Source organism: Pseudooceanicola sp. HF7 (assembly GCF_011806405.1).
Classification (GTDB): domain Bacteria; phylum Pseudomonadota; class Alphaproteobacteria; order Rhodobacterales; family Rhodobacteraceae; genus Pseudooceanicola.
The window spans coordinates 19,703-32,530 of the sequence record NZ_JAATOW010000031.1; the positions used below are offsets into that span (position 1 = coordinate 19,703).

General features: G+C 67.1%; 10 protein-coding genes. 5 read left to right on the plus strand and 5 right to left on the minus strand.

Annotated elements, in window-relative coordinates:
- Position 1 precedes the first annotated feature (1 nt).
- The 3 genes from flgK to HCZ97_RS15520 all read right to left on the minus strand — a co-directional run bounded on the left by flgK (position 2) and on the right by HCZ97_RS15520 (position 3,730).
- Positions 2–1,456, minus strand: coding sequence for a flagellar hook-associated protein FlgK (flgK, locus tag HCZ97_RS15510; RefSeq protein WP_167689754.1), 1,455 nt, complete (start codon positions 1,454–1,456; stop codon positions 2–4).
- A gap of 60 nt (positions 1,457–1,516) precedes the next feature.
- Complete coding sequence (locus HCZ97_RS15515; RefSeq protein ID WP_167689756.1) at positions 1,517–2,818, minus strand: flagellar hook protein FlgE; 1,302 nt, start codon at positions 2,816–2,818, stop codon at positions 1,517–1,519.
- 111 nt (positions 2,819–2,929) lie between these two features.
- Entirely contained in the window at positions 2,930–3,730 is an 801-nt protein-coding gene (locus HCZ97_RS15520; RefSeq protein WP_368484383.1) for a flagellar motor protein MotB, read from the minus strand.
- 198 nt (positions 3,731–3,928) lie between these two features.
- Here HCZ97_RS15520 and HCZ97_RS15525 point away from each other — a divergent pair, with 198 nt between their 5' ends.
- The 3 genes from HCZ97_RS15525 to HCZ97_RS15535 all read left to right on the plus strand — a co-directional run bounded on the left by HCZ97_RS15525 (position 3,929) and on the right by HCZ97_RS15535 (position 7,563).
- A complete protein-coding gene (locus tag HCZ97_RS15525) occupies positions 3,929–4,918 on the plus strand; it encodes an NAD(P)-dependent oxidoreductase (protein WP_167689758.1) in 990 nt (329 codons plus the stop codon).
- Entirely contained in the window at positions 4,915–5,538 is a 624-nt protein-coding gene (locus HCZ97_RS15530) for a sugar transferase (RefSeq protein ID WP_167689760.1), read from the plus strand. The genes HCZ97_RS15525 and HCZ97_RS15530 overlap by 4 nt, the downstream gene beginning before the upstream one ends.
- A 105-nt stretch (positions 5,539–5,643) precedes the next feature.
- On the plus strand, positions 5,644–7,563 hold the full coding sequence (locus HCZ97_RS15535) for a nucleoside-diphosphate sugar epimerase/dehydratase (RefSeq protein ID WP_254871558.1): 1,920 nt from the start codon (positions 5,644–5,646) through the stop codon (positions 7,561–7,563).
- Between the two features lie 23 nt (positions 7,564–7,586).
- Here the strand turns inward: HCZ97_RS15535 and HCZ97_RS15540 are convergent, their stop codons facing one another.
- Positions 7,587–8,642 (minus strand): dipeptidase, encoded by a 1,056-nt coding sequence (locus HCZ97_RS15540; RefSeq protein ID WP_167689763.1) that lies wholly within the window; start codon positions 8,640–8,642, stop codon positions 7,587–7,589.
- 178 nt (positions 8,643–8,820) lie between these two features.
- Positions 8,821–9,573, minus strand: coding sequence for a siderophore-interacting protein (locus HCZ97_RS15545; protein ID WP_167689765.1), 753 nt, complete (start codon positions 9,571–9,573; stop codon positions 8,821–8,823).
- 409 nt (positions 9,574–9,982) lie between these two features.
- Between HCZ97_RS15545 and HCZ97_RS15550 the strand changes: the two genes are divergently transcribed.
- Together HCZ97_RS15550 and HCZ97_RS20635 are read left to right on the plus strand one after the other, a co-directional pair.
- Complete coding sequence (locus HCZ97_RS15550) at positions 9,983–11,020, plus strand: NAD-dependent epimerase/dehydratase family protein (RefSeq protein ID WP_167689766.1); 1,038 nt, start codon at positions 9,983–9,985, stop codon at positions 11,018–11,020.
- Positions 11,021–11,100: 80 nt separating this feature from the next.
- Positions 11,101–12,723 (plus strand): hypothetical protein, encoded by a 1,623-nt coding sequence (locus HCZ97_RS20635; protein WP_254871559.1) that lies wholly within the window; start codon positions 11,101–11,103, stop codon positions 12,721–12,723.
- Positions 12,724–12,828: the final 105 nt, after the last annotated feature.

A 12,828-nucleotide genomic window follows, 5' to 3' on the forward strand; every position in this document is an offset into this window, starting at 1 on the left:
ATCAGATCCTCATCAGAATATCGAGCATTTCCTCGATCGTTTGAACCAGCCGGGCATTGGCGGAATAGCTCTGTTCGATCAGCAGCATGCGCTGCATCTCCTCGTCCGTGTCGACCCCGTCCGACAGCAGCCGCTCCTTCAGTTCCGCGGTGCGCGTATTGGCATAGGTCATCGCCTGGTCGGCGGTGTTGCGGTCAGAGGAGACGATGGACATCATGCTGGACGCCAGGCCAGAGGCAGACAGCCCCTCCGTCCCGAAGACGGCCGAGGTCGGCGTGCGCCGGGTTTCCAGCGCCGCCTTCATGTCGAAGATCAGGCTGGCATCGCTGGCACTGCCCGATGTCGCCGCCCCAAGCCCGTCGCGCAGGTGCCAGGTTTCCCCGCCCTGTGCCGGATCGACGATCGCGTTGACCGCGATGCGGGCGGAAATACCCAGCTCATCCGCGGGGTCGAAGAACAGCCCGTTGTCGGTGAACAGCCCCGGGTCGCCCGCGGCGCGGGTGGTATCGATCCCGGCATCCTGGAACCGTTCGATCAGGTCGCGGGCCACCGTGTCCAGGTTGGCCTGCGCCTCCACAGCGAACACGTCGCGGATCTCGAACAGAGAGGCCAGGCGCGCGCCGCCGATGGGATCGTTGAAGGTATCCGTCTCGACCGGCTGGCCATTGATCGTCAGGCCGGACAGGAAGCCGTTGTCGCGCGTCAGATGCGGCGTGATCGTGTTGGTGCGGCTAAAGCCCAGCTCCGCCGGGGAGCTGTCCACCAGGATCGCGCCGCCGGGGGTGTAAAGCGCCACCGCGCCATCCTCCCGCCCCGCCTGGAGCACCGGCATGATCTGGGACAGCTCATCGATCACCGCCTGGCGGTGGTCCATCAGCGAATTGGCGTCATCCCCGACGTTGATCGCCCGGCGGATGGAGCCGTTCAGGTCATGGACCTGTTCCAGCAGCACGTTGGTGCGATCCACCGTGGCGGAAATCTCTGCATCGGCCTCTTCGCGGATGGTCTGGATCCCGTCGGAGATATCGTTCATCTCGCCGGCCATGTCCTTGGCCGCATCCAACACGGCGGTCAGCCGTTCGGGCAGATCCGGGCGCGAGGCGGCGGAGATCAGCGAGGTTTCGAACCTGGCGACCCGCGCGGCCAGCGAACTGGAGTCCTCCGGCGTGCCCATCAGGCTTTCCAGCCGGTTCTGGTAGGTCGCGCTGGTCTCTGTATAGGCAAGGGCGGATCCCGCCGCGCGCCATTCGCTGACCAGCTTGTCGTCCATGTAACGGACCACGCCGTCGATGCGCACGCCGCCATAGCTGCCGACGCCGCGGGTGGACACTTCAAGCTCGCGCTTGCCGTAGCCGTCGTTCAGCGCATTGGCGACATTGGACGACACGACAGAGGCCGCGCGTTGGGTCATCGTCAGCCCGGAAAGGGCGTTGGAGAGGGCTCCGGACAGGCTCATGTTTCAGGCCTTTCTGCTGCTAGGGAAACGGGCGGGCGCCGTGCTGGCGCCCGGCCGAGATCAGCGTTTGATATTGGTGGTTTCCTGGAGCATCTCGTCCACGGTCTGGAAGACCTTCGCGTTGGAGGAATAGGCCCTCTGGGTCCGGATCATGTTCGTCAGCTCACCCGCGACATCGGTGCCCGATTCCTCGCGCGCGAAGGACACGATGTCCCCCGTCGGCCCGTCACCGGCATCCCACAGGTAGTAGGGGCCGCTGTTCGGGGTCGCCACGTAGGTCTGGTAGTCCAGCGATTGCATGCCGTTGGGGTTGGCCACATCCGCCAGCGGAACCTGGTAGAGGATCTTCACGTCGCCATTATCGAAATTGGCCCGGACAAAGCCGGTCGGATCCACCTCGACCCCGGTCAGCGTGCCCACTTCGGCGCCATCCTTGGTGATCCCGGTGGGTGCGAAGGTATCGGAAAGCTGGGTCAGCCCGTCCGATGTGCCCAGCAGGCCCAGTTCAACCTCGATCGGGCCGCCGGCGACATTGACCACCACGGTGCCGGTCGTGTTGTCATAGGCCCCGCCGGCCGCGCCCAGGGTCACGCTGGCCAGGGTGCCGCCGCCGGTGCGGGTATCGTTGAAGGTCAGGTCGTAATCGCCCACCAGGGTGCCATCGACCTCATCGGTGATCTGCATGTTCCAGGCATTGGTGGCCAGGGGGCCAGAGGTATCGGGGGTAAAGACCACCGTCAGCGACTGCGGCTTGCCCAGGTTGTCGTAATATTCGATCGACAGCTGCACCGGATCGCCAGAGGCCGTCGGCTCCGTCTCCGTGGCGGGCAGGTTCACGCCCAACCCGATCTCCGTCGTCGGATTGCCGGAGAAGGAGCTCTGGTCCACCTGGATCGGCACCAGGCCGGAGTCGGTCTCACGCGAGACCGCCGGGAATTCGCCATTGGCATCCGCGGGCCAGCCCAGGAGCATCAGCCCGCTGGCGGACCGCAGGTAGCCCGCGTCATCCAGCCGGAAGGAGCCGGTCGAGGTCAGCATCATCTGCTTGAAGGTGCCGGTCGCCTCGACCTCCGTGGCGCTGGCAACGGGCAGCATGCCGCGTTCGCGCACCGCCAGGTCGGTCGCGTTGTCCGTCGGCACGATGGAGCGCCGCTGGTCGATGATCCGCATGGTAGAGGCCCGGACACCGCCGGCGGTATATCCCGCACCGCTTTCCCCAAGCACCAGCGAATGGAAATCCGCCTCTACCTTCTTGTACCCGTATGTCTGCGAGTTCGCGATATTGTCCGCGATCGTCGCCAGACGCGTCGCATTGCTGGTCAGCCCCGCGATACCCGCATTGAGGGATGAGGAAATAGTCATGGATACGCCTTTCTGCTGCGTCGACCTCTCGTCTCGCAACAGAGCTAAGCGCGCCGAATTAATATGCGGCTAACAGCTAAAATCCTCGCTACTTCCACCGCTTCGCGGGGGTCAGCTTTCCTTGCGCAGCAGGATGATTTCCAAGCGGTTGTTCCGGGGTGACATCGGGTTGCGCGCGACCAGTTCGCGGTCCGCATGGCCGGTGACCCGCAGCACCCGGTCGTAATCCATCCCGGAGCCGGTCATCAGCTGGCGCATCGATTCGGCGCGGTCGGCCGAAAGCGTCCAGACCGGGTTGTCGTTCAGCACCACCGGGCGGGCGTGGACATGGCCTTCCAGCGCCATCTTGTTGTCCACTAGCGCCGTCACCCGCACCAGCATGCCCGCCAGCTGGGACAGCAGGTTGGTCGGCTGCGTGGTATTCTCCACGAACAGGGTCGCATCCTCGTTGTCGAAAAGCTCGATCACCAGGCCCTCGTCGGTGACCCGCGTCACGATATGCTTCAGCACATCGGGGTGCACATCGCTTTCCCCCGCCTTGCCGACCAGGATCTCCTCCACCTTGCGCAGCTCTTCCGTTTCCTCGTCGAAACGGCGGTCATTGCGGCCCGCGGCCTTGTTCTGATCCATGGGGTTGGTCGAGGTCGATCCGGTCCCGACCTGGGGATTGGCGATCTCGGAAAAGACGCTTTCGCCGCCAAAGGCACCGTCCCCCCCGCCAGAGACGGGGTTGATCGGAATCGTCGGAGAGAAGTAATCCGCGATCCCCTTGCGTTGCTTTTCCGTCGTCGCGTTCAACAGCCACATCAGAAGGAAGAAAGCCATCATCGCCGTCACGAAGTCGGCGTAGGCCACTTTCCAGGCGCCACCGTGATGTCCATCACCGCCGCCCTTCTTTACCTTCTTGATGATGACTGGCGCGGCATTCCCTTGCCCGGCCATATCTCTCACCACCGTTATCTCACCCGGCACCAGACCTAGCGCCCAGGTCTTGCAGAGAGCTTAACATCCCCAATTGTTGCTGTTTCCCGGACGCAAGGGCGGCGAAGGGGCGAAAGGGGACCATAGCAAGAACGGTTTGTTAACCAAGCGCGCCCTAAAGCAAAGGGCATGACACAGTTCAACGACCTCCACGGGGAATGCGATATCCTTGTCCTGGGCAGCCGGGGCAGGATCGGGCGGATGCTGCGGGGCTTTGCCACGCGGGAGTCCACCGGCGACATGGTGATGCCAAGCCTGGCCTGGCAAAGCCGCAGGGGCGGGCCCGGCCTGATTGGCTGGACGCCGGGCGATCCCGCGCCGCTGCGCGCCCGCACCATCCTGGCCCTCTGGGGTGTGACTTCCGGCACGCAGACGGCGCTTTCCGCCAATGCCGCCCTTGCCTGGGAGGCGCTTGACCTCGCGCTGAAGACCGGCGCGACCCGGGTGCTGCATGTCTCAAGCGCGGCGGTCTACGGGCCGGCCAGCGCCGCCAGTGAAGACAGCCCGCTGCAGCCCGTCACCGCCTATGGCCAGGCCAAGCAGGAGATGGAGCAGGCGATTGCCGTCTGGCACCAAAGCCATCCCGGCGCGCCGGTGCGCAGCACGATCCTGCGGCTGGCGAACCTGGCCGGGGCGGACATGCTGTTCACCAACCTCGACAAGGGCGCGCCCATGCTGCTCGACCGCTTCCCCGACGGGCGCGCGGCGCGGCGCAGCTACCTGGCCCCGCGCGATCTGCTTGGGCTGGTCTGCCGCCTGCACCAGAAGGCGCAAGCGCTGCCGCCCGTCCTGAACGTGGCCGGGCCCCGTGCGCTGGGCATGGATGACATCCTGAATGCTGCCCGCCATCCCTTTACCTGGCGCGCCGCGCCGCCCCGGGCGCTGCAAGAGGTGCAGATGGAATGCGACCGCCTGCACCGGCTGACCGGACCGCTGCCCGACAGCAGCCGCGCCACGGCGCTGGTGGCGCAATGGCAGGCCGCGCGCCAGTTCCGGGCGCTGGATCGCCTTGGCGACCCAGATACGGATGATCAGCAGACCCAGGTCATCGACATCGCGCAGCCCCTGCCGCCCACCGCCTACCGCGGACAACCGGGCCTTCAGGACAGCCTGCCGTGACCCCCTGGAAGCGCGCCATGGATCTTGCGGGCGGGCTGATCGCCCTGGCGCTGCTCTGGCCGCTGATGCTGGGCGTGGCGCTGGTGATCCGCCTGCGCGACGGGGCCCCGGTGCTGCATGTCTCTGAACGGATGCACAGCCCCCAGCGCGCCTTTGCCCTGGTGAAGTTCCGCACCATGGCCCCGGATCCGGCGGATCGCGGGGTCTCTGGCGGGGACAAGGCCGCGCGCATCACGCCCACCGGCGCCGTGCTGCGCCGCTACCGGCTGGACGAGATGCCCCAGGTCTGGAACGTCCTGCGCGGCGACATGAGCCTGGTCGGCCCCCGCCCGCCCCTGCGCCGCTACGTGGAGGCCCATCCAGAGCTTTACGCCGAAGTCCTGGCCTGCCGCCCCGGCCTGACCGGGCTGGCCAGCATCGAATTCCACGCACGCGAAGCCGCGCTGCTGGCCCGCTGCCGCACGGCAGAGGAAACAGAGCGCGTCTATACCCGCCGCTGCATCCCGGCCAAGGCACGGCTGGATCTTGTCTACCGGCGCAGGCGCTCACTTGGGCTGGACCTGCTGCTGCTGGGGCGCACCTTCCGCAGGCTGCTGCCGGGGGCGGTCCGGCGCTCCTAGGCCGGATGTTCCAGGGGTCTGTCAGGGGATCTTCCGGCGTTATCGGAATGGTTACGGCTTTGCGTCTTAGCTGAACGAAAGGGCAACAGGGCGGCAGCAATGAACATGCGCTTCGTGACACGGCTGGGCCGGGCGGAAAAGGCGGCGATCCTGCTGGCGCTGGACGGGCTGACGGCGCTGGCCGCCCTGGTGATGACGGACCGGCTGCTGTCCCCTGCCGCGGGGACGCAGGCGGCGCTTGCCCAGGCTGCCCTGCTGACCCAGCCGCGCTTCCTGCTGGCGGGCCTGCTGACCGCCATGGGGGTCAGCTGGTACCTGGGCCTTCACCGGATGCAGCTGTTGGCCTATGAAAAGCACGGCATGGTCGAAACCTGCATCGTCGCCGCCAGCATCAGCGCCGCCTGCGCCCTGGTGAATACCTGGCACGGTAGCGGGCAGAGTCCGGTTCCGGGCCCCCGGGCGGAGCTGGCGCATGTCCTGCTCTGCGGGCTGCTTTTCCTGGCGCTCTCCTTTGCCGCGCGGCTCACGCTGCTGCGGATCACCGCCGCGCTCTACCGGCTGGCGCGCACCCGCAAGCGGCTGCTGATCTACGGGGCCGGGCGGGCGGGCCAGCAACTGGCCGCCGCGCTGGATGCCGATGAGACCATGCGCCCCGTCGCCTTCCTGGATGACACCCCCCGCCTGCAAAGCCTGACCATTGCCGGGCTGCGGGTCTTCTCTCCCCTGCGCCTGCAAACCCTTGTCCAGCGGCTGGACATAGACGCCATCGTGCTGGCCCTGCCCGATGATGCCCGCCGCCGCAAGGCCCAGGCGCTGGCGGCCACGGATTGCGAATTGCTCTCGCCGCCCTCGGTCTCGGACCTGTTGCAGGGGCGGGCGGCCGCGCCGCAGAGGGGGCAGATGCCGATGCAGGCGCTACTGGGGCGCAAGCACCTGGATGAAGAGATCCCGCAGGCCGGCGACAGCTACCGCGATCGCGTGGTGCTGGTCACCGGGGCCGGCGGCTCCATCGGGGCAGAGCTTTGCCGCCAGGTCGCCGCGCTGGGTCCGGCGCGCCTGGTACTGCTCGATCACTCCGAACTGGCGCTTTACACCATCGCGCGCGAGCTGGGCGAAACCTGGCCGCAGCTGGCGCTGACCCCGGCGCTGGGCTCTGTCTGCGAAGCACCGCTGGTCCGCGCCCTGCTGCGCGACGAAGGGGTTGAGATCGCGCTGCACGCCGCCGCCTACAAGCATGTGCCACTGGTCCAGCAGAACATGCTGGAGGGGCTGCGCAACAACGTGCTGGGCACCAAGGTCCTGGCAGAGGCCTGCGCCGATGCGGGGGTGGAGCGCTTCATCCTGATTTCCACCGACAAGGCCGTGCGCCCCTCCGGCGTCATGGGCGCGACCAAGCGCCTGGCAGAGGAAATCGTGCAGGACCTCGCCGCGCGCCGCCCCGATGCGCGACCGGATTCGGGGACAAACGGCACCCGCTTCGCCATCGTGCGCTTCGGCAATGTCATGGGCTCTTCCGGCTCCGTCATCCCCCTGTTCGAGGACCAGATCGCCCGGGGCGGCCCGGTCACCGTCACCCACCCCGAGGTCACGCGCTACTTCATGACCGTGACAGAGGCCGTGCGCCTGGTGCTGATCGCCGGCAGTTTCGCGCGCGGCGGGGACGTGCTGGCGCTGGACATGGGCGACCCGGTGGAGATCCTGCAGGTGGCCCGCCAGATGGTGCTGGGCGCCGGGCTGACCCTGCGCGATGACGCCAGGCCCGACGGCGACATAGAGATTCGCTTCACCGGCCTGCGCGAGGGCGAGAAACTGCATGAAGAGCTCTTCATCGGCTCCGACATGCGCCCCACGCCGCATGACCGCATCCTGCGCGCGCAGGAAGGGCACCTGTCCCAGCTTCAGGTCGCCGCCGCGCTGTCCGAGATCCGCCGCGCGGTGGACTGCCGCGACCAGGCCAGCGCCCGCGCGGCCCTGGACAAATGGGTCTTCGGCAAGGCGGGCACGCGGGTCTCTGCCACCGGCTGAGCCCCCGCCCCTGCGCCCACCATTTACTCCCAGGTCTTGCGCAGCACCCGGACCCAGTTGCGCCAGCAGAGCTTTTCCATCAAGGCCTCGTCGTAGCCATGCGCCCGCATCGCGCTGCGCATCGCCGGCAGGCCGGCGCAATCGCCGATATCCTCGGGCACCACCGCCCCGTCGAAATCCGAGCCAAAACCCACCCGGTCCTCGCCCAGCACGCCGATCATGTGATCCAGGTGGCGCAGCAGCACCTCCAGCGGGAAATCCGCCTCCATCTGCCCGTCCGGCCGCAGGAAGGCCGAGGCCAGATTCAGCCCCACCATCCCGTCGCTTTCCGCGATCACCCGCATCTGCCGGTCGGTCAGGTTGCGCGCGTGGTTGCAGATCTCCCAGGCGTTGGAATGGGTCGCCACAAGGGGCGCATCCGACAGTGCCGCGACATCGTCGAAGCCCTTCTCGTTCAGGTGGGACAGATCCAGCATGATCTTCAGATCATTGCATTTCTTCACCAGCGCCCGCCCCGCCTCGGTCAGCCCGCCGCCGATATCCGGGGTCGAGGGGAAGCGGAACGGCACCCCCTCCGCGTAGATCGTCGGGCGGCTCCAGACCGGGCCGAGCGAGCGCAGCCCGCGCGCATGCAGCGCCTCGAGCACGCGGAACTCCGGGTCGATCGCCTCTGCCCCCTCGATATGGGCGATGGCGGCCATGGTCTCTCCGGCGATGGCGCGCTCCAGGCTGTCGGCATCGCGGCACAGGGTCACCACGCCCTCGGCCTCCAGCGCCTCGAGCGCGGCAAAGCCGCGTTGCACGACCTGTTCCGCCGGGGCCTGCGCCAGCGGTTCGGGCAGCGGCACGTCGTAGCTTGGGCCAGAGAAATGCAGCCCCCCGCCGGGTTCCACCGCCCCGGGGACGAAGATGGCAAAGAAGCCCCCGGCGAACCCGCCCGCCCGGGCGCGGGGCAGGTCGATATGCCCGCTCTGCATCCCCTCGCGCAGCTGTTCTGCCGTCGCCTTGCCTGTGATCATCCGCAGGATCAGATCGTTATGGCCGTCGAAAATGCCCGGCGTGGTCGGGGAATGCGTCATTCCAGGTCTCCTTTACCTATACGTCAACAGAGCAGAAGCCAGCGGCGTCGGAAAGCGGAATTTGCATGTGCACGCATGGGTTGTGGCGCACACCGATCCAAGGGCGCGCGGCCAGGGGCAAAAGGGCCGCACCGGCCTTGCCGGGCGGCCCGTTCCGCGCGTTTCCCAATGAAAGGGCTCAGTCGAAACTGACCGTCTTGTCCGCTTCCCCGGCAACCCAGTAGCCCGCGCATTTGGTCCAGACCAGCGGATGGCCATTGTCGGTGAAATGGGCACGCAGGGCCTGGGTCACCCCGGCCTCTGCCGCGATCCAGATAAAGGTGCCCTCGTCCAGCTCCAACCCCTCGACAGCCGCCAGCAGCGGCGCGGGATCGGCGGCCTCTGTACCGCGATGCACCCAGCGCAGGGTCAGCTTCGCCGCGCTGTCAAAGACCTGTTCTTCGGAGGCGTCGCGCACGGCGGCGATCATCGCCACCGCGTGATCCGCCGGCACCTCTTCGGCGAAACGGCCCATGGCGGGCAGCGCGGTCTCATCCCCGATCAGCAGCCATTTGCGCGGCCCCAGGATCCGCCGCGACCCGCGCGGGCCGCCGATCTGCAACACGTCGCCTTCGCGGGCATTGACCGCCCATTCAGTGGCCGGCCCCGCCGCATGCACGGCGAAATCCAGCACCAGCGTCCCGGCCTCGGCATCATGGCGGCGCGGGGTGTAATCGCGCATGACCTTCTCTTCGCCCTCTTCGGCAAAGAAGCATTTCACGTGATCGTCGAAAGCGCCCGAAACGAAGCTGTCCATGTCCTCACCCTGCAGGGTGATGCGGATCATGTTTGGGGTGATGTTTTCCCGGGCGATCACCGTCAGCGCGCGGCGGCGCAGCTCATGGCGGATACGTTCGATTGTCGGGGTGGGAAGGGTCTCTGTCGCGGTCATGATGATCCTGTCTGATCCTGATCGGGGCGGCCATCCGGCCCAGGCCGAAGCCCCGGGGCTGCCCTGCGCCGCGCGTCCCGCGCGACAGGTGGCACTTAGACTTGCGCGCCCGGCTGGCCCGCATAGGTGAGTCTTTCTATCAGGATTTCGCACCGCCGGGCAAGCCATCCCGCGGCAGGCCCGGGTTTTTGCCGGCCCCAAGGCCGGAAAAGGCCCGCCCAGGGGCGCAATGGGCCCCTTTCGGGCGGCTCAGGCGCGTTTTCCCCCCAAAACCGGGCCCAGAACCGGGCCCGACTGGCGCAGCGAAGCCACAGGCCCGCGCGGGTGCCGCCCTGCCACGCCGGCTTTCTTGTGCGGCGGCAGGCCCGGGCGTAAGACTTCGGCCATTATCCTGTCGGACCGATTGCTTATGACCAGCCTGCCTTCCCAGACGATCCTCGTGACCGGCGCTGCCGGCTTCATCGGCTTCCACATGGCGCGCCGGCTGCTGGCGGCGGGGCACCGGGTGATCGGGCTGGATGCGCTGACGGATTACTACGATCCCGCGCTCAAGACCCGGCGGCTTGAGATCCTGCAGGCCTTTCCCGATTACGTCACCGTCACCGCCCGCCTGGAAGAACCCGGCCTGCTGCGCGCCCTGTTCGAGCGTGAGCGCCCCACGCGGGTCATCCACCTGGCTGCCCAGGCCGGGGTGCGCTATTCCATCGATGAGCCCCGCTCCTACGTGGAGGCCAACCTGATCGGCACCTTCGAGCTGCTCGAGGCCGCCCGCGCCTTCCCGCCCGAACACATGCTGCTGGCCTCCACCTCCTCGGCCTATGGCGCGAATGAAAAGATGCCCTATGCCGAAACGGACAAGGCCGACTGGCCCATGTCCTTCTATGCCGCCACGAAGAAGGCGACCGAAGGCATGGCACATTCCTATGCCCATCTCTACGGGCTGCCCACGACCATGTTCCGCTTCTTCACGGTCTACGGGACCTGGGGGCGGCCCGACATGGCGCTGTTCAAGTTCACCCGCGCGATCCTGACCGACCAGCCGATCGACGTGTACAACCACGGCGACATGAGCCGCGATTTCACCCAGGTGGACGATCTGACCTGGGCGATGGAGCAATTGCTCTCCGCCGTGCCCCCCGCGGCAGAGGGGCGCGGGGCCCCGCTGCCCGGCGACAGCCTTTCGCCCGTGGCGCCCTTCCGGGTGGTCAACATCGGCAATTCCGCCCCGGTGAAGCTGCTCGATTTCATCGAGGCCATCGAACGGGCGACCGGGCGCAGCGCGCGCAAGAACATGATGGACATGCAGCCGGGCGACGTGCCCGCCACCTGGGCCGATGCCGGGCTGCTGACCCAGCTGATCGGGCCGATGCCGCGCACCGATCTTCAGGACGGGGTCGGCGAATTCGTCGACTGGTACCGCGATTACATGCGCCTCAACAGCGCCTGAGCCCGCTTCGGCCCCGGGGTTGGCCCCGGGCTGCGTCTTTCCCCCCGCCCGGGCGCTGCCCGGCCAGCACAGGCCCACACATGCCGACCGCAAAGCCGACCAAGGATTACACCATCGCCGCGCTCTGGATGCAGGGCCCGCTCAGCTTCCTGGAACAGCTCTGCCTGAAGAGCTTCCTGGACGCCGGGCACCGCAACGTCGTGCTCTATCACTACGGAGAGCTCCAGAACGTCCCCGATGGCATCCAGCTTGCCGATGCCAATGAGATCCTGCCCCAGGAAAACTTCCTCAAGCACGAGCGCACGGGCTCCCCGGCGCTGCATTCCGATCTCTTCCGCTACCACATGCTGGCCAAGAGCCGGGACACCATCTGGGCCGATACGGATGCCTATTGCGTCCGCCAGTTCGACACGCCCAACGGCCATTTCTACGGCTGGGAAAGCCCCCACCACGTCAACGGCGGCGTCCTGGGCCTGCCCCATGACAGTGACACCCTGGCCGCCCTGCTGGACTGGACCACCGATGAATACGCCATCCCGCCCTATTACGGCCCCGATTACGAGGCAGAGCTGACCGCCAAGCGCGACGCCGGCACCCCGGTGCACGCGGGCGAACAGCCCTGGGGCGTCTGGGGCCCGCACCTGGTGACCCACTGCCTGCAGCAGACCGGAGAGATCCGCCATGCCCTCCCGCAGGAGGCGCTCTATCCCATCGGTTTCAAGCAACGCCGCCTGATGATGCGCCCCGGGGTCGATACCTCCGGCTACATCACCGAAAACACCTATTCCATCCACCTCTACGGGCGGCGGGTGCGGGAATTCATCTCCGATCGCTACGATGGCATCCCCCATCCCGACAGCCTGATCGGCAAGCTCTTGACCCAACACGACATTGACCCGACCCTTGCGCCGATCCGGTCCCGCAAGGACCGCGACGCCGCCAAAAAGGAGACGCCCGTGGCTGCCCCCGCAGAAACCCCGGCTCACCCCGTCACCCCGCCCCTGCCCGCCGCCGAAAAGGCCGGGCGCGGACAGGTCAACCTGACCGACCTCGCGGATGCCTACGGCTCTGACAAGGGCTCGGTGAAACACCGCTACACAGAGCTTTACCAGATGCTCTTCCTGCCCTACCGCAACCGCAGCATCGACTTCCTTGAGATGGGGCTGCAGATCGGCGGGCCAGAGCACGGCAAATCCCCCGACCGCACGACCACCGATGCGCCCTCCATCCGCATGTGGCTGGAGTATTTCACCAAGGCGCGGATCAACGGGCTGGATGTCTCGGATTTCTCCTGGTTCGAGGATCCCCGCTTTACCTTCCACCGCTGCGACATGGGCGACCGCGCGAAGCTGGCAGAGGTCGCGGCAGACCTGCCCGCGCTCGATATCGCCATCGACGATGCCAGCCACGCCAGCCACCACCAGCAGAACGCCTTCCTTGAGCTTTTCCCAAAGGTGAAATCCGGCGGGCTCTACATCATCGAGGACCTGCGCTGGCAGCCAGATGAGATGGAGATCCCCGGCATCACCAAGACAGCCGCCATGTTCCAGGCCTATGCCGAAACCGGCGCCTTCGCCCATGTCGATCCCAAGGTGGCCGAAGAATTCAACGCCCAGCGCATCGACATCTCCGGCAGCTTCGTCTTCCAGGCGAAGTTCCAGAAGCGGCGCAAGGACCAGGTGGTGGTGATCCACAAGCGCTGATCCCGGCAGCGGACCCGGCGCGAAAACCACCTCACAAGCACCTCGCAGGCGCCCCGCATCCGGGGCCCTGCCACCCCCGCACCCGGGCCGCGCACGCCCCGGCAA